Origin of the sequence: Microbacterium sp., assembly GCF_052099035.1 — a bacterium.
Classification (GTDB): Bacteria; Actinomycetota; Actinomycetes; order Actinomycetales; family Microbacteriaceae; genus Microbacterium.
Map to the genome: position 1 here is coordinate 36,228 of NZ_JBQDSX010000009.1, position 15,988 is coordinate 52,215.

Annotated in this window: 14 protein-coding genes and 1 pseudogene; 10 read left to right on the top strand and 5 right to left on the bottom strand. The window is 68.0% G+C overall.

Annotated elements, in window-relative coordinates:
- Positions 1-44: 44 nt before the first annotated feature.
- Genes ACTIAO_RS04600 through mtrA form a run of 3 tightly spaced genes read right to left on the bottom strand, consistent with a single transcriptional unit; the run spans position 45 to position 4,164 of the window.
- The gene (locus ACTIAO_RS04600) at positions 45-1,757 is read right to left on the bottom strand and encodes a GerMN domain-containing protein (protein WP_441905090.1); all 1,713 of its coding nucleotides are present in this window, start codon (positions 1,755-1,757) and stop codon (positions 45-47) included.
- Positions 1,754-3,457 carry an MtrAB system histidine kinase MtrB gene (gene mtrB / locus ACTIAO_RS04605; protein WP_441905091.1) on the bottom strand — a complete coding sequence of 568 codons (1,704 nt, stop codon included), beginning with the start codon at positions 3,455-3,457 and terminating at the stop codon, positions 1,754-1,756. The genes ACTIAO_RS04600 and mtrB overlap by 4 nt, the downstream gene beginning before the upstream one ends.
- Positions 3,458-3,483: 26 nt before the next feature.
- Positions 3,484-4,164, bottom strand: a complete 681-nt coding sequence (gene mtrA, locus ACTIAO_RS04610) for an MtrAB system response regulator MtrA (protein ID WP_441905092.1) — start codon at positions 4,162-4,164, stop codon at positions 3,484-3,486.
- A 173-nt stretch (positions 4,165-4,337) separates the two neighbouring features.
- Here mtrA and ACTIAO_RS04615 point away from each other — a divergent pair, with 173 nt between their 5' ends.
- The 9 genes and pseudogenes from ACTIAO_RS04615 to aqpZ form a co-directional block, all read left to right on the top strand.
- Positions 4,338-5,654 (top strand): glycerophosphoryl diester phosphodiesterase membrane domain-containing protein, encoded by a 1,317-nt coding sequence (locus tag ACTIAO_RS04615; RefSeq protein ID WP_441905093.1) that lies wholly within the window; start codon positions 4,338-4,340, stop codon positions 5,652-5,654.
- On the top strand, positions 5,651-6,298 hold the full coding sequence (locus ACTIAO_RS04620; protein ID WP_441905094.1) for a DUF4129 domain-containing protein: 648 nt from the start codon (positions 5,651-5,653) through the stop codon (positions 6,296-6,298). Before ACTIAO_RS04615 ends, ACTIAO_RS04620 begins: the two co-directional genes overlap by 4 nt.
- Entirely contained in the window at positions 6,295-7,458 is a 1,164-nt protein-coding gene (locus tag ACTIAO_RS04625; RefSeq protein WP_441905095.1) for a DUF4350 domain-containing protein, read from the top strand. Before ACTIAO_RS04620 ends, ACTIAO_RS04625 begins: the two co-directional genes overlap by 4 nt.
- Before the next feature lie 83 nt (positions 7,459-7,541).
- Positions 7,542-8,465 carry an AAA family ATPase gene (locus ACTIAO_RS04630; RefSeq protein ID WP_441905133.1) on the top strand — a complete coding sequence of 308 codons (924 nt, stop codon included), beginning with the start codon at positions 7,542-7,544 and terminating at the stop codon, positions 8,463-8,465.
- Complete coding sequence (locus ACTIAO_RS04635; RefSeq protein ID WP_441905096.1) at positions 8,466-9,773, top strand: DUF58 domain-containing protein; 1,308 nt, start codon at positions 8,466-8,468, stop codon at positions 9,771-9,773.
- Positions 9,774-9,943: 170 nt separating this feature from the next.
- Positions 9,944-10,912 carry a hypothetical protein gene (locus ACTIAO_RS04640; RefSeq protein WP_441905097.1) on the top strand — a complete coding sequence of 323 codons (969 nt, stop codon included), beginning with the start codon at positions 9,944-9,946 and terminating at the stop codon, positions 10,910-10,912.
- Positions 10,913-11,043: 131 nt separating this feature from the next.
- Positions 11,044-11,472, top strand: a complete 429-nt coding sequence (locus tag ACTIAO_RS04645; RefSeq protein ID WP_441905098.1) for a Fur family transcriptional regulator — start codon at positions 11,044-11,046, stop codon at positions 11,470-11,472.
- Between the two features lies 1 nt (position 11,473).
- Positions 11,474-12,973 carry a catalase gene (locus ACTIAO_RS04650; protein WP_441905099.1) on the top strand — a complete coding sequence of 500 codons (1,500 nt, stop codon included), beginning with the start codon at positions 11,474-11,476 and terminating at the stop codon, positions 12,971-12,973.
- Positions 12,974-13,144: 171 nt separating this feature from the next.
- Positions 13,145-13,876 (top strand): annotated as a pseudogene (gene aqpZ / locus ACTIAO_RS04655) (aquaporin Z); the annotation flags it as partial.
- A 27-nt stretch (positions 13,877-13,903) separates the two neighbouring features.
- Here the strand turns inward: aqpZ and ACTIAO_RS04660 are convergent.
- Positions 13,904-14,896: a stage II sporulation protein M gene (locus tag ACTIAO_RS04660; RefSeq protein WP_441905134.1), complete on the bottom strand. Its 993-nt coding sequence runs from the start codon at positions 14,894-14,896 to the stop codon at positions 13,904-13,906.
- 16 nt (positions 14,897-14,912) lie between these two features.
- Between ACTIAO_RS04660 and ACTIAO_RS04665 the strand changes: the two genes are divergently transcribed.
- On the top strand, positions 14,913-15,722 hold the full coding sequence (locus ACTIAO_RS04665; protein ID WP_441905100.1) for an RDD family protein: 810 nt from the start codon (positions 14,913-14,915) through the stop codon (positions 15,720-15,722).
- A 45-nt stretch (positions 15,723-15,767) separates the two neighbouring features.
- Here the strand turns inward: ACTIAO_RS04665 and ACTIAO_RS04670 are convergent, their stop codons facing one another.
- Positions 15,768-15,974: a DUF3499 family protein gene (locus ACTIAO_RS04670; protein ID WP_441905101.1), complete on the bottom strand. Its 207-nt coding sequence runs from the start codon at positions 15,972-15,974 to the stop codon at positions 15,768-15,770.
- Between the last annotated feature and the right edge of the window lie 14 nt (positions 15,975-15,988).

Sequence of the window (15,988 nt, forward strand, 5' to 3'; positions counted from 1 at the left end):
ACAGGATCTGTGGATGAGTCCCGCCTGTGCAGAACGCATGCGCGCTACTGGCCGGTATGCGAGCCGAGGACGAGCACGCCAGAGAGCCCCATCTGCCATGTGGTGCCGCGCTGGGCGAAGAGCACGCCCTGATTGTCGAGGATCCGCACCGCAGCCGAGGTGCGTCCGCCGGAGACCGCCACAGCATCCGCGGGGGCGGCGACATCCGTCCCCCCTCCGCCGACGTTCTGGGTCAGCACGATGCGCGAGGCATCCGATCCGACGAGCACGCCGAGAGCATCGTCACCGATCCACGACATCCCCAGTGCCGCCCCCTCGATCTGCGCCACCTGATGAGTCGGCCCGATCTCGATCGGCACCTGATTCTGGTCGCGCACGATCGCGGCGAGCGCCAGCCAGCGCTGACCGCCGACCGTGATGATCGCAGCGAGCCGGACGCCATCACCGGCGAAGCGGATCGCAGACACCGCCGAAGCCTCGGGGAACGCCTCCTGCAGCTCGATCGGGGTGACGTCTGACTGCCATGCTGTCAGCGCCTGAGGGGATCCCGCAGGCACCGACCAGGTGAAACCGTAGGGGTCGATCGAGGGCTTCACCAGCCCGGGCCTGTCATCGAGCTGGTCGACGCGTCCATTGGAGATCGTGTACACCGCGCCATCGTCGAGCTGCACAGCGGCCTGTGAATCGTCGGCTGCGACATCGACGGCGCGAACAGTGGGAGCGATCTCCACCACCTCGGAGCTGATGCCGTCGTACGGGACGATCTCTTCGCCGATGTAGGACCCGAACTGCGTCTCGGTGAGCACCACAGGGCTCGAGTCGGTCCTCCCGGTCTCGACAGCGGCTCTGCCGGCATCCAGATCACGGCCGTTGACCGTCAGTCGCACCTCCGTCACACCGGCAGGGCGCAGCGTGGCTTCCAGCTGAGTGCGCATGCGCGCGGTCTGCGTGCTGTCGAGCGCGCTGGCTGCAGCGGTGAGTTCGACGGTGGCGACCTTCTCCGGGGTGATGGGGACGGAGTCTCTCGCAAGTGCTACGTCGCCGGGGAATGCGCTGCGCACACCGGGTGCCAGCCATTCGCTCGGATCGTCGTCGAGAAGCGCGTTGGTGAGGGTGGTGGCGATCGTCTGCCGCCGTGGATACCAGCGCACATCGGGCACGAGATGGGTCCAGCTGTGATCGAAGTACTGCAGCGCGTAGCGCCGATACACCTGCGTGAATGCTTCTTCGTCGAGAAAGATGCCGTCGTCGGCGGCGTTGATGCGCCACTCGCCGTCCTCGTTGCGCTCGACCCCGAAGGAGGCGACGGAGGCATCACCGGTCAGCTCGGTGTATTCGCCGCTCTCGTCGACGCGCGCGACCTGATCCAGCACGACGCGGATGTCACCGGCGCGCGCCTCCTCTGTCCCGGCATCCAGATCCGCGGTGAATTCACGATCGGGAGCACCGGAATCGATCGACACGCCAGCGCTCGGGCGCCAGGTGGCGGCGAGCTGCGGGGTGAGGAACTCCCGGGCGATGGCCCAGCTGTTATCCGGCGTGAGCGCGGCGTCGAGGAACCCCTCGACGATCTGCTCGGGGCTTGCACCCTCCAGCGGCCGCGCCGCGATCTGGCTGATGTCGGGGTTGAAGTCCACGTCGTCGAGTGCGAGCCCGGCGTTGGCCTCACCCGATGTCGGCAGGCTCGTGCACGCGGTGAGCACCGCCACGAAGGCGGCGAGCGCCACGATGGCAAAAGAGCGACGTCTGCGAGTCATGACTGCTCCTCAGGGCTCAAATTCTCAGGGCTCGGGTCGAAATACATCTCGCGCAGTTCGGTGAGCTGAATCGGCTGGGTCATCCCGCCGACGTCGGCGACTGCCTCCTGCGGTTCGAGCGGTATCGGCGACGCCCCCTCCAGCACACGGGCGTTGCGCGGCACGGTGAGGACGAAGTTCGTGCCGATCGCAAGCTCTGACCACACCGCGAGCGTGCCGCCATGCAGCTTCGCATCCCCCAGAGCGATCGACAGCCCGAGTCCGGTGCCGCCGATCGTGCGCTGACGGGAAGGGTCAGCGCGCCAGAACCGGTCGAACACGCGTTCGGCGTCGGCGGGTTTCATCCCGAGTCCGAAGTCGCGCACGCCCACGGCGACGGCGTACTGGTTGCTGTCGACGGTCACGACGACCGGATGTCCCTCGCCATGCTCGATCGCATTGCCGACGAGGTTGCGCAGCACGCGCCGCACGCGGCGGGGATCCATGTCCACGGGCGAGTACCCGCCGGGGGCGACCAGGCGCAGCTCGGATCCGCGCTCGTCGGCGAGCGGACGCATCTGCTCGATGATGTCTTCGGCGAGGTCGGCGAGGCTGGTCGGTTCGAGCTCGAGCTGCACGGAGCCCGCGTCGTACCGGCTGATCTCGAGGAGGTCGCTGAGCAGCGTGTCAAAGCGCTGCACCTGCGTGTGCAGCAGCTCTGCGGTGCGGTTCATGGTCGGGTCGAACTGCTCGCGTTGATCGTTGAGCATGTCGGCGGCAAGGCGAATCGTCGTCAGCGGCGTGCGCAGCTCATGGGAGACATCGGAGACGAATCGCTGCTGCACGAGCGAGAGCTCGCCGAGCTCCTTGATCTGCGACTCGATGCTGTCTGCCATCGCGTTGAACGACTGGGCGAGGGTCGCGAGCTCGTCCTCGCCCTGAACAGGCAGGCGGACTCCCAGGTCGCCCGCCGCCAGACGCGCGCTGGTCTCGGCGGCCTCGATGATGGGCTTGGAAACCAGCCGGAGCACAATCCACGAGATGCCGGCGACGATCGCGATGAGGACGAGACCCGCGGCCCACAGGGTGCTCTGGACGAACTGGAGCGTGTACTGCGAATCGGCCAGGTCGTAGGCAATGTACACCTCGAACGCGCCGACCTCGGGAACGAACAGCTGCTGCCCGACGACGATGCCGGGCGCGATCGTGCCGTCTGCCATCGGCATGGCGACGGACTGCCAGGACTGCCGGTCGGGGAAGGAGACCACGCGCTCGCGCAGTCCGTCGCTGAGCAGGTCGGCGGGCAGATCGGTCCGGAACCCGCGCACGCCGCTGCCGACCGGTATGTCGTCGATCGGGTAGACCGCGACGTGCGTCGAAGAGGATGCTCGCGGGATCGTGTCCTGCACATCGCCCCACAGCGCACGCAGACCCTGTGGGTCGTCGGTGACCTCGGAGGAATCGAGCGTCCCCTGGGCCTCGGCCACCGCGCGCAGGGCATCGGCGAGAACGTCGTCGCGGCGGGACTCGAACAGATTGTTCTGAATGACCAGCGCCATGATCAGGCTCGTGATGAAGATGGCGAGCGAGGTCAGCAGCAGCGTGATCGTGATGGTGCGAAAGCGCAGTGAACGCCGCCAGAGGGATGCGATCGTCTCCGGCCACCCACGCGGGTCGCGCCACAGTGCGACGGTCGTGGAGGTCGCGCCGGTCGCGATCAACGCGCGCTCCTCATGGGTTCTGACTCCTAGCTGACGCTCCCGGCCCGGTAGCCGACGCCGCGGACCGTCATGACGATCTTCGGCGCGTCCGGGTCGAGCTCCACCTTGGCGCGCAGCCGCTGCACGTGCACGTTGACCAGTCGCGTGTCGGCCTTGTAGTGGTATCCCCACACCTGCTCGAGGAGCATCTCGCGTGAGAAGACCTGCTGCGGCTTGGATGCCAGGGCGACGAGCAGCTGGAACTCCAGCGGCGTGAGCGGGATCGGCGTCGATCCGCGCCGCACCTCGTGCGCGTCGACATCGACGACGAGGTCGCCGATGCGGAGGACTTCGCTGGTGGCCTGGGTGACCGGACGCAGACGCGTGCGGATGCGCGCGACGAGCTCTTTCGGGTTGAACGGCTTGACCATGTAGTCATCGGCGCCGACTTCGAGTCCGCGCACAACATCGGCCGTGTCGCTTCGTGCCGTCAGCATGATGATCGGGATGCCGGATTCTGCGCGGATCCGCGTGCAGATCTCGATGCCGTCCATTCCCGGAAGCATGAGGTCGAGCAGAACGAGATCGGGTTGCTGCGTCCGCCACTCTTCGACAGCCTTGGCGCCGTCAGCACAGAAGATGGGCTCGAAGCCCTCTGTGCGCAGCACGATACCGATCATCTCCGCGAGCGCGGTGTCGTCATCGACCACGAGGATCCGTGAGGTCATCTGATCCCAGCCCCATCTTTCTACGCAGCGCGCCGCCTCTCGAATGAGGACTGAACGCGGTCGTTCCCAGCGTACTTCATGACAACGTTCTGATCACGGTAGCGGTCCCAGAGGGTTCATGGGGGCGGGTAATGAATATGACACGATGGTTCTGCACCTTCGGAGGGAGCTCGATGAGCGCACAGAACTGGACACCAGCGGTGAAGGCAGGACTCGTTCCGCTGCACCCTCTCACGTTCGGTGCGTTGCTGGGGAGGCCGTTCGCGGCGCTCCGCCACAACCCCAAGGTGCTCTTCGGTTTCGCGATCGTCATTCAGCTCGTCGTCGCCGTCGTGACGCTCGTGGTGGTCGGCGGCGTCGCACTCGCGACTTTCTCCCGCCTCGAATCGCTCTCGCCGAGCAACCCCGACTTCTACCCGGTGATGTGGGGCACCGTCGCCATCAACGCGGCCGTCGTGCTGGCGATGAGCTTCGTCAGCCTCGCGTTCACCGCCATCATGCAGGGCGTGGTGGCCGCTGATATCGGATATGCCGCGCTGGGGAAGAAGGCGAAGCTCGGCACACTCTGGCAGCGGATGCGCCCGGTATTCTGGCGACTGGTGGGCTGGAGCGTGCTGCAGTCGCTGGCTGCGATCGTGCTCATGCTCGTGATCGGCGGAATCATCGCGCTCGGCGTGGTGGCCGGCGTCGGCGGGTCGGGTGAAGGCGTCGCGATCACGGTGGTCATCGGCATCCTCGCCGTGCTCGCGGCGATCCCCCTGTGGGTCTGGCTGAGCACGAAGCTGCTGCTCGTGCCCTCGGTCCTCGTCCTCGAGCACGCGCGTCTGCGCGAGGCAATCGTGCGCTCGTGGCGCCTGACGCGCGGACGGTTCTGGAACACGTTCGGTGTGATCTTCCTCATCAGCGCCATCATGAGCACGGCCGTCGGCCTCGTGAGCATGCCGCTGTCGCTGCTGGCCTCGCTGTTCATGCCGGTCATCGCCCCCACCGGCGGCAACGATGCATCCGAGATCGTAGCGATAATCATCGCCACCGTCGCACCCCAGCTGCTCGTGTACGTGCTGCAGGCGGTCGCGGTCGTCGTGCAGTGCGCTGCTGCGGCCTTCATCTATCTCGATTGCCGGATGCGTTACGAGGGCCTCGACCACAGCCTGATCAGCTACCGGGAACGCCAGGACCTGGGAGCCACGCCCGACGAGCTCGGCGACCCCTTCGCCGTGGACCCTGAGCGCGCCGTCAGCAGCACGCCGCCGCCGAAGCAGCAGCCCACGTATGCGGCCCCGCCTGCCGGCTGGGCGCAGTACCCGGGCCAGCAGGATCCGGCCCAGCAGTACCCGGCGCAGCAATATCCGCCTCAGCAGTACGCGGCACCGCAGGCGCCAGCTGCTCCTCCCCCTCCGCCCCCGTCCTCACGGCCGGCACCGCCCGCCGAGCCGGCACCGCCCGCCGAGCCGAACTCGTGGACTGCACCCGGATCCGACGGGGCATGAGCTTCTTCGATCTCGATCCCTATGCCCCGGACGGCGACGAAGCGCGTCGCTGGGCCGAGCAGGAGCTGCAGAACCAGCGCTACGCGGATGCCAAGCCGACGTGGTTCGACTACTTCGCCGAAGACGTCGCCGAGTTCATCTCCAATCTGTTCTCGCCCGATACCGGCCAGCAGGTCGGCAGCACCGCCCTCGTGATCGTCATCGTCGTCATCGTTGCAGCCCTCATCACGGTGCTCATCCTGTGGGGCCGACCCCGCGCATCGCGCAGTGTCCGGCGCCGCGGCGCAGAACTTCTCGGCGAACGCGATGATCGCTCGGCTACCCAACTGCGCGCAGACGCCGAACGCAGCGCACGGGACGGAGATTGGGATGCCGCGACGATCCTCCGCTTCCGCGCTCTCGCCCGAGGCCTGCTCGAACGCGACGTCATAGCTCCGGCCCCGGGTGCGACCGCGCAAGCGATCGCGCGCGAAGCCTCTGCCTCTCTGGGCGCGCACGATGCGGAGCTCGCGTCGGCTGCCGGTTCCTTCGACCAGGTGCGGTATCTGCGGCATCCGGCATCTGAGGAGAGTTATCGGCAGATGGCCGCCACCGACGACCTCGTCGCCCGAGCGGTCCAGGCGCCCCAGGCGGTGCCGGCATGACCGGCACCGCTGTGCGTGAGAAGGGCAGGCTCCGCTCGGCGCTGGGCTGGGTGGCGATCGCCGCCGCGGTGATCGTCTTCGCGCTGCTGATCGGCGCACTGAGCTTCGGCGCACCGGACTCGCGCGGCGGGCTGGACCCGGAGAGCGCGAAGGGCTCCGGCACCCTCGCCCTCGCGGAGCTGCTGCGGGACCAGGGCGTCGAGATCACGGTGACCCGCACGCGTGCAGACGCGGTCGCCGCGATCGACGACGACACCACGCTGGTCATGGCCGATCCGTACTCACTCTCGGATGACGCGGTGAGCGCCCTGATCGAACCAGCACGCAGCACCGTGTTCCTCTCCAGCGCCTCACGGCTGCTGCGGTTGCTCGATCTCGGCGAGAACGCTGCGCCGCCGGCATCCGGAGCCCTCTCCGTCGGGTGCGACGCACCCGAGCTCGCCAACGTCGGCACGGTGCAGCCGGACCGCTTTTTCTCGCCAGCCAGCGGTGTCGAAGGCTGCTTCACGGATGACGAGGCCGCAGGACTCCTCATCGCCGAGCGCGATGGCGTGCGCACGGCGCTCCTCGAGGGCAGCGGCCTGCTGAGCAATGAGCACCTCGCCGAGAACGGCAACGCGGCGCTCGGACTCGCCCTTCTCGGGCAGACCGACCACGTCGTCTGGTACGTGCCCTCCTTCTCCGACACCGACATCGAGGCGCAGTCGCCCGACACGCTCGCGACGCTGACACCGGAATGGGTGACCCCGGCGATCCTGCTCCTGCTGCTGGCCGGCATCCTCGCTGGCATCTCCCGCGGCCAGCGCTTCGGCCGGCTGGTCACCGAGACGCTGCCGGTGACGGTCCGCGCCTCGGAGACGATGCACGGACGGGCCCGGTTGACGGCGAGGGCCGGCGACTCCGCTCACGCCGCGGCGGCTCTGCGCGAAGGATCGCTGCGGCGCCTTGCGGCACGTCTGGGGCTCGCCGCGCGTTCGACGCCCGCGGAAGTCGCCGATTCGGCATCCGATCGCCTGCGCATCCCGCGCGGTGCGCTCCATCACCTCCTCGATGGACCTCTGCCGGAGAACGATTCCGAACTCGTCGACACCGCCCGCAGGCTTGCAGAACTCGAGACGGCGGTCGACACCGCCGTGCATGTGGAAAGGAACACACCGTGACAGAGAACACCTCTCCTCCCTCCGGCGAGGGTCAGTCCTCCGACGAAGGTCAGGCCTTCGACGAGGACGCCCTGCGCCAGGCCATGCACCGCGTGCGGACCGAGGTCGACAAGGCCGTGATCGGTCAGGCCGGAACCGTCACCGGACTCCTCGTGTGCCTGCTCTCGCGCGGCCACGTGCTGCTGGAGGGCGTCCCCGGTGTCGCCAAGACGCTGGTCGTGCGCTCCTTCGCACGCGCGCTGGGGCTGGACACCAAGCGCGTGCAGTTCACCCCCGACCTCATGCCGGGAGATGTGACCGGATCCCTCGTCTACGATGCGCGCACGGGTGAGTTCGAGTTTCGTCAGGGGCCGGTGTTCACGAACATCCTGCTCGCCGACGAGATCAACCGCACCCCGCCCAAGACGCAGGCGGCACTGCTTGAGGCGATGGAGGAGCGTCAGATCTCCGCCGACGGCGTCAGCCGCGATCTGCCCGATCCCTTCCTCGTCGCCGCGACTCAGAACCCGATCGAGCACGAGGGCACCTACTCGCTGCCGGAAGCGCAGCTGGACCGCTTCCTCATGAAACTCGTCGTGGGGATGCCGGAGCGCGACGCCGAGGTCACCGTGCTGCGTCTGCATGCGAGCGGGTTCTCGCCGCGCGAGCTGACCGGTGTGGCGCCCGCCGTGACGGCGGAGGAGATCCGGGCGGCTCAGGATGCGGCATCCCGTGTGGAGGTGACCGACGAGGTGCTCGGCTACGTCGTCGACCTCGCCCGCGCAACCCGGCAGTCGCCGTCCGTGCTGCTGGGTGCGAGCCCGCGCGCGTCGACCGCACTGCTGGCCGCGGCGAAGGCCTGGGCGTGGCTGAACGCGTCGTCCGCGGTGACCCCCGATCACGTGCAGACCATGCTCGTGCCGGCCTGGCGGCACCGCTTGCAGCTCCGACCGGATGCCGAGATGGAAGGCGTCTCGGCCGATGCCGTGCTCGCCTCGGTGATCCAGCAGACGCGGGTGCCGATCTAAGTGTTCATCTCGCCTCGCTTCGCCCTGATCACGGGCGTCGGCGTCATCCCGATCGTGGCACTCGCCATGGCGGGTGTGCCGGTGTGGGCGGCACTGGCCGGCTGGCTGGTGCTGTGCGCCGTGCTGCTCGCGGTCGATGTGTGGCGTGCGGCGAGCGCGCGCACGGTCACCGTGACCCGGCGCGTGCCCGCGCGTGCCCGGATCGATGAGCCGGTCGAGGCGAGCATCGCCCTGCACAATCACGGCCCGCGGATGCTGCATGCCCTGGTGCGCGACGCATGGCAGCCGACCGCCGGGGCGAGCGCTTCCCGAATCGCGCTGAGTGTGCCCTCGGGTGAACGCCGCCGGGCGACGGTGGCGCTGCTCCCCCGTCGCCGCGGCGAGCTGGTGAGCGAGTTCGTCTTCATCCGCTCGCGCGGGCCGCTCGGGCTCGGCGGGCGGCAGGCGCGCCACGACGTTCGCGGTGCGCTGCGCGTGCTGCCGGCGTTCGCGTCGCGCAAGCACCTGCCCTCGCGCATCGCCCGGCTGCGCGAGCTCGATGGGAACACCAGCGTTCAGGTGCGCGGTCAAGGAACCGAGTTCGACTCGCTGCGGGAGTACGTGCGCGGCGACGACGTGCGCTCGATCGACTGGCGTGCGACGGCCCGTGCCGGCACGACGATGCTGCGCACCTGGCGTCCGGAGCGCGACCGGCACGTCGTGATCCTCATCGACACCGGACGCACGGCGGCTGCACGCGTCGGCGACGGCACGCGATTGGATGCTGCGCTCGAGGCGTCACTCCTGCTCGCGGCCCTTGCCTCTCGGGCGGGTGACCACGTGCACCTGCTGATGTACGACCGCGTCGTGCGCGGACGGGTGACCGGCGTCGACGGTCCGGGTCTGCTGCAGGCGATCACCGAGGCGATGGCGCCGGTGCACGCACGCCTGGTGGACACGGACTGGGGAGGGGCGTTCGCCGCGATCCGCACACTGACGACGCGGCCCTCGCTGGTGGTCGTGCTCACCGCTCAGGATGCCGCGGAGTCCGCGCGCAGCTTCCTCGGGGCCTTTCCGAACGTGTCGCGGGCGACCGCGGTGCTCGTGGGCTCGGTCACGGATGATGACATCGGCGCGCTTGCGACGAAGCGCGGATCCCGCGAGGAGATCTACCTGGCGGCAGCCGCCGAGCGGACGCTCCGTGATGCCGAGAACGTCGCCGATGCGATCCGCCGCGCGGGTGGCGAGGCGATCACGGCCGACCCCGAGGCTCTGCCCCCGCGCATCGCCGACCGGTACCTGGAGCTCAAGGCCGCCGGCCGCCTGTAGGCGCGCGCGTCCGCGCGCCCCCGCGCACGCCCACCACCCCGGTGTTCAGGTCGCGATCCTTGTCGGTATGCCGGGCTCAGAGCGACGAGAATCGCGACCTGAACGGGGCGTTCCCGGGCGCCTGTGGATAACGCCGGCGCAGGAAACACGTTCGGTGGCACGGTGGGGCGATGAGAACGCCACGCCCCCTCCCCGCCCAGCTCGGCGGAGCGTTCACCGTGCAGGATGCTCAGGATGCCGACGTGCCGCCGAACCGGCTTCGCCGCGCAGATCTGGATGCTCCGTTCTTCGGCGTTCGCGCCAAGATCGTCGACACGGACTACACCGAACTCGATATCTTCGATCGCCAGGCTGCCGAGCGTCGCGCACAGGCACGCACGTACGCACCGCGGCTGCAGACGGCGCAGTTCCTCAGCCACGAGTCTGCAGTGGCGATCCTCGAGGGACCCCTCCCTCTCGTGACAGCGAAGGGCGAAGCCGTCGACGGCACCACGCTGCCGGTGCATGTGAGCACTCTCGGATCCGGGCCGCTGGTGCGCACGTCCGGCGTGACGGCGCACCGGGCCGACCCGAGAACGACGCGGATGGTGGAGATCCAGGGCTTCCTCGTCGCAGACCCCGCCACCGCGTGGGCGCAGCTGGGCTCGTGGAGCGTCCCCAGCCTCGTGGCGCTCGGTGACTACTTCTGCCGCGTGTGGCGGGAGGGACCAGGGCGCCCGCATGCGGGACGATCGCCGCTGGCGACAATCGCCGAGCTGCGCGATCGGATCACCGGGGTCCGCCGTCACGGCATCCGGCGTCTGCGCGAAGCAATCGAACTCGTCCGCGAGGACTCCTGGTCACCGCGCGAATCGAAGCTGCGGTGCCTCATCGTGCGGTCGGATCTTCCGGAGCCCCTCCTCAATCACGACATCTACGACGATTACGGCAGATTCCTCGGATGCTACGACCTGGTCTATCCCGACCAGAAGGTCGCCATCGAGTACAACGGCCTCGTGCACGCGACAAAGTATGCCGCCGACGTCGAGCGGATCGCAGCTCTCCGCGCCGCCGGCTGGATCGTCATCGAGGTCACGAGTGAACTCTTTGCACGCCCCGATGCTCTGCTCGCCCGCATCCGCCGCGCCCTCGGGCGCTGACCCCCCACGTTCAGGTCGCAAACTCGGTCGCTCTGAGCGCGTCATACCGACGAGAATCGCGACCTGAACACCGGCCTTGTTCCGAATCGTTCCTTTTTGCGAATAGGTCAGGATAACGGTACTGTGGGGGCATGCACACGATCGAAGCACCTGAGCGCCTGCGCGCTGCGGGACTTCGCGTCACCGTGCAGCGGGTCGCCGTCATCGACGCCCTCTCCGCCCGCCCGCATGCCTCAGCGGATGCCGTCTACTCCACATTGCGCGACACGCTCAGCGGCGTGGCGCTGCCGACAGTCCACGGCATCCTGGGCGACCTCACCGGTGCAGGCATCGTCCGCCGCGTGAGCCTGCCGGATGCCGCGAGCGCCCTCTACGAGGTGCAGCACGAGTTCGACAACCACCACCATCTGCAGTGCGTCCAGTGCGGCCGCGTCGAAGACGTCGCCTGCGCCGTGGGCGCCGCCCCCTGCCTGCATCCGTCCCACGACCACGGGATGCGGATCATCGAAGCCTCTGTGACCTACCGAGCCATCTGCTCCGATTGCGAAAGGAAGAAGTGAAATGACTGACAAGACTTTCACGACCACCCAGACCGGAACGCCCGTTGCCAGCGACGCTCACTCGCTGACCAACGGCGCTGACGGCACGACCGCGCTCCACGACCGCTACCTGGTCGAGAAGCTCGCCTCGTTCAACCGCGAGCGCGTGCCGGAGCGCAACCCGCACGCCAAGGGCGGCGGCGCGTTCGGCGAGTTCGTCGTCACCGAGGATGTCTCGCAGTACACGCGTGCGGCGGCCTTCCAGCCGGGCGCCAAGAGCGAGACGCTGATCCGTTTCTCCTCCGTCGCCGGTGAGCAGGGCTCCCCCGACACCTGGCGCGACGTCCGTGGCTTCTCGCTGCGTTTCTACACCACCGAGGGCAACCTCGACATCGTCGGCAACAACACCCCGACGTTCTTCCTGCGCGACGGCATCAAGTTCCCGGACTTCATCCACTCGCAGAAGCGCCTCACCGGCTCTGCCCTCCGCGACGCCGACATGCAGTGGGACTTCTGGACCCTCTCGCCCGAGTCGGCCCACCAGGTCAGCTACGTCATGGGTGACCGGGGACTCCCCCGCTCGTGGCGCCACATGAACGGCTACGGCTCGCACACCTACCAGTGGGTCAATGCCGAGGGCGAGCGCTTCTGGGTGCAGTACCACTTCATGACGAAGCAGGGCGTCGAGCCGATGTTCGCCGACGAGGCCGAGCGCATCGCCGGTGAGGATGCGGACTACTACCGCCGCGACCTCTACGAGGCGATCGAGCGCGAGGAGTTCCCGTCCTGGGACGTCTACGTGCAGGTCATGCCGTACGACGAGGCCAAGGACTACCGCTTCAACCCCTTCGACCTCACCAAGGTCTGGTCGAAGAAGGACTACCCGCGCATCAAGGTCGGCACGTTCACGCTGAACCGCAACCCGAAGAACTTCTTCGCCGAGATCGAGCAGGCCGCGTTCTCCCCGGGCAACCAGGTTCCCGGCACCGGCATCTCCCCGGACAAGATGCTCATGGCCCGCGTGTTCTCCTACCCCGACGCGCAGCGCTACCGCATCGGCACGAACTACAACCAGCTGCCGGTCAACCAGCCCCACGCTGCCCACACGAGCAACTACATGCACGAGGGCAACATGCAGTACCACTACAACACCGCCGAGCACCGCGTCTACACGCCGAACTCGTACGGTGCTGCCGGTGGTCCTGAGGCCGACCCCGCCCGCGGTGTCGAGGCGAGCTGGGAGTCGGACGGCACGCTCCTCCGCTCCGCTGCCACCCTGCACGCCGAGGACGACGACTTCGGTCAGGCCCGCACGCTGGTCACCGAGGTCTTCTCCGACGAAGAGCGTCAGCGCTTCATCGAGACCCTCGCCGGCCAGTACCAGGCACTGACCGTCCCCGCCATCCAGGAGCGCTTCTTCTGGTACTGGGGCCAGGTCGACCAGGCGACGGCCGACAAGGTCCGTGAGCTGGCGCTGAGCACGGCGGATGCCTCGGCTGATCCCGTCGGCGTCGGCGAGTAATCAGGTAATTCACAGATTCCTGCGCGGGGTCGGATGCTTCGGCAGCCCACCCCCCGATCAATTGCGGTGAATTAGATAGCATAGAAAGAACCCACGAGAGGGGAAACCCAGAGCGCGGAACTCGCTGAAGCAGCACCTCCGCAGCCGTCCACAGGGGCCAGACTCACCGCAGAGGCTCTCGGTACATTCCTGCTGGTGTTCGGCGGTGTCGGCACCGCCCTGTTCGCATCCAACCACTTCACCGACCCGGGTTCGGGCTCTGCGGTATACGTCGCCGTGGCCTTCGCGTTCGGCCTCACGGTCGTCGTGGGCGTCTACGCGTTCGGACCGATCTCGGGTGGACACTTCAACCCGGCCGTCAGCCTCGGCCTCGCTGCGGCAGGACGCCTCGCCTGGCGCGACGTTCCCGGCTACATCATCGCGCAGATCGTCGGCGGCGTGATCGCGAGCACCGCGCTCGTGCTCATCGGCCTGTTCGGCCCTGACGGCTGGCTCGCCGGAGCCCAGGATGCTGGATTCGCCAGCAACGGCTGGGGCGAGCATTCCCCCGGCGGCTTCGGCATGTGGTCCGCGATCATCATCGAGGTCATCCTGACCGCGATCTTCCTGTTCGTGATCCTCGGCACGACGCACAAGCTGCGCCCGACCCCGTTCGCGGGTCTGGCGATCGGCCTGACGCTGACGCTGATCCACCTCATCTCCATCCCGGTCGACAACACCTCGGTGAACCCGGCCCGCTCAATCGCTGCGGCCATCTACGGCGGACTCGGCCCGCTCTCGCAGCTGTGGGTGTTCCTCGTGTTCCCGATCGTGGGTGCGCTGATCGCCGGCTTCGCCTACAAGACGATGCTCGACGGCACGACACACCACCCGACCCTTCGACAGGCTCAGGGACCGAATTAAGAGCTCAGGGACCGAAATAAGAAACGATCAACCCGCGGTGAGCTGCGGGGTGCCTGCTTCGTATTCGAGCAGGTCCCCGCGCTCACCGCGTTCGTATGCGCGGCGTCCGACGAGGAGCATGTAGACCAGGAAGACGCCGAGGGCTGCGGCTCCGATGCCGATCTTGATCGGCCAGGGCAGCGACCATCCGGTCACGAATCCCTCCACGAGCCCGGACAGGAACAGCGCAAAGACGAGTCCGATCGCGACCGTGGCCAGGGCTCTGCCCTCCTGCGCGAGGGCTGCGCCGCGCGTGCGGTGCCCCGGTGCGACCCACGCCCAGAACACGTGGAGCCCGGCGGCTGCGGCGACGAAGATACTCGTCATCTCGAGCATCCCGTGCGGGAGGATGTACAGCACCATCACGTCGAGGCGGTCGTGCACGGCCATCACGGCCGCGGAGACGCCGAGTCCGAAGGCGTTCTGCACGATCATGTAGATCGGCCAGATGCCGGTCACGCCGAACAGCACGCACTGCGCGGCGATCCACGCGTTATTGGTCCAGACCATACCGGCGAAGACCGCCGCAGGATTCTCGGTGTAGTACTCCGTGAAGCTCTCCTCGGCATACTGCTCGAGGAAATCCGCAGGCCCCAGAGCTGCCACCAGCGCCGGATCACCGGATAGCCAGGCGCCGACGCCGACGACGATGGCGATGAACACCACCGCGACCACGAGCGTCGTCCAGCGCAGCCGGTACAGCGCCGCCGGAAGCTGAGAGGCGAAGAATCGACCGATCTGGGTGAGGATGCTGTCGGATGCGCCGGTAAGCCGCAACCGCGCCCGCGACAGGACGGAAGACACATACGCGCCCTGCGGCGAGTCGCCGACCGAGGTCTTCAGCTCGGCCAGATCAGCGGATGCTGCCCGATACCGGACGATCAGCTCGTCGACGCCCTGACCGTCCAGCCGCGCGCGGCTGAGTTCATCGAGTCGTTCCCACTCCGCACGGCGCGCATCGGCAAGAGCATCGGCATCCACCTGATTTACTGTACTCATGTCCACGCCGATCGACACCGCCGACGAGGTTCTCTCCGGAGAAGCGGTCGCCATCGATGTGCAGCCGCTGGGCTTCTTCATGCGCGCCCTCGGCGCTCTGATCGACATGATCATCGGCTGGGTCCTGTTCGCGCTGTTCATCTGGCTGCGAACGTGGATGCTGACGTCGGGGATCATCGATCCCTCGATCGACGGCATCCTCAATATCACCGCGATGGTGGTCTGCTTCGTCGTCGTTCCCATCGTCGTCGAGCTGGCGCTGCGCGGCCGGAGCGTCGGAAAGCTCGCGGTCGGCGGGCGGATCGTCCGCCTGGACGGAGGGTCGGCCGGCTTCCGGCACGCGTTCATCCGTGCGCTGATCGGCGTGCTCGAGATCTATATGACGTTCGGGGCGATCGCGATCCTCGCCGGAGCATTCACGGCCCGCTCGCAGCGCCTGGGCGACCTCGTGGCGGGCACCTACAGCCAACGGGTACGCACGCCGAAGCTCCTGCCTCTCGCACCTGTCATGCCGCCCGCCTTGGCCGGTTGGGCACAGATCGCCGATGTCGCCCGGATGCCGGATCGCCTGGCCCGACGGATCTCGCAGTTCCTGCAGCACGCCGAGCGGATGTCACCGTCGGCACGAGCACGGGTGGCGCAGGATCTCGTCACGGAGTCGTCCGAGTACATCTCGCCGCAGCCGGCGGCTCATCCCGAGCAGCTGCTCATCGCGATCACCGTGCTGCGCCGCGAGCGGGAACGGCGCGCTCTCACGATCGCGGATGCCCGGGCCGAGAAGCTCACCGGGCGGCGCGTCGGGGTGTAGCCCTTCGACAGGATCAGGGACCGACAGTCTCAGGGACCGACAGGCTCAGGCGCGGAGCGCCTCGTGGCGAACGACGACCCAGCCGCTGGGAACCGAGAGTCGGTCAGCGTGCTGGGCGCACAGGTCATGCGCGTGCGGATGGTCGGTGCCGCCGAGCGGGCCGAGCGCTGCCATCTGGTCGCCGTAGTCGAACGTCAGTGTGGCCACGGCCTCACGAGCGCAGGTCACCTTCGAGCAGAGTCTTCCGTTCATCTCCGTCAGACTAT

Bases quoted from the DNA above. Each gene is read 5' to 3' on its own strand.
- ACTIAO_RS04600 (WP_441905090.1), bottom strand. From the start codon at position 1,757: ATGACTCGCAGACGTCGCTCTTTTGCCATCGTGGCGCTCGCCGCCTTC.
- mtrA (WP_441905092.1), bottom strand. From the start codon at position 4,164: ATGACCTCACGGATCCTCGTGGTCGATGACGACACCGCGCTCGCGGAG.
- ACTIAO_RS04615 (WP_441905093.1), top strand. From the start codon at position 4,338: ATGAGCGCACAGAACTGGACACCAGCGGTGAAGGCAGGACTCGTTCCG.
- ACTIAO_RS04620 (WP_441905094.1), top strand. From the start codon at position 5,651: ATGAGCTTCTTCGATCTCGATCCCTATGCCCCGGACGGCGACGAAGCG.
- ACTIAO_RS04625 (WP_441905095.1), top strand. From the start codon at position 6,295: ATGACCGGCACCGCTGTGCGTGAGAAGGGCAGGCTCCGCTCGGCGCTG.
- ACTIAO_RS04630 (WP_441905133.1), top strand. From the start codon at position 7,542: ATGCACCGCGTGCGGACCGAGGTCGACAAGGCCGTGATCGGTCAGGCC.
- ACTIAO_RS04640 (WP_441905097.1), top strand. From the start codon at position 9,944: ATGAGAACGCCACGCCCCCTCCCCGCCCAGCTCGGCGGAGCGTTCACC.
- ACTIAO_RS04645 (WP_441905098.1), top strand. From the start codon at position 11,044: ATGCACACGATCGAAGCACCTGAGCGCCTGCGCGCTGCGGGACTTCGC.
- ACTIAO_RS04650 (WP_441905099.1), top strand. From the start codon at position 11,474: ATGACTGACAAGACTTTCACGACCACCCAGACCGGAACGCCCGTTGCC.
- ACTIAO_RS04665 (WP_441905100.1), top strand. From the start codon at position 14,913: ATGTCCACGCCGATCGACACCGCCGACGAGGTTCTCTCCGGAGAAGCG.
- ACTIAO_RS04670 (WP_441905101.1), bottom strand. From the start codon at position 15,974: ATGAACGGAAGACTCTGCTCGAAGGTGACCTGCGCTCGTGAGGCCGTG.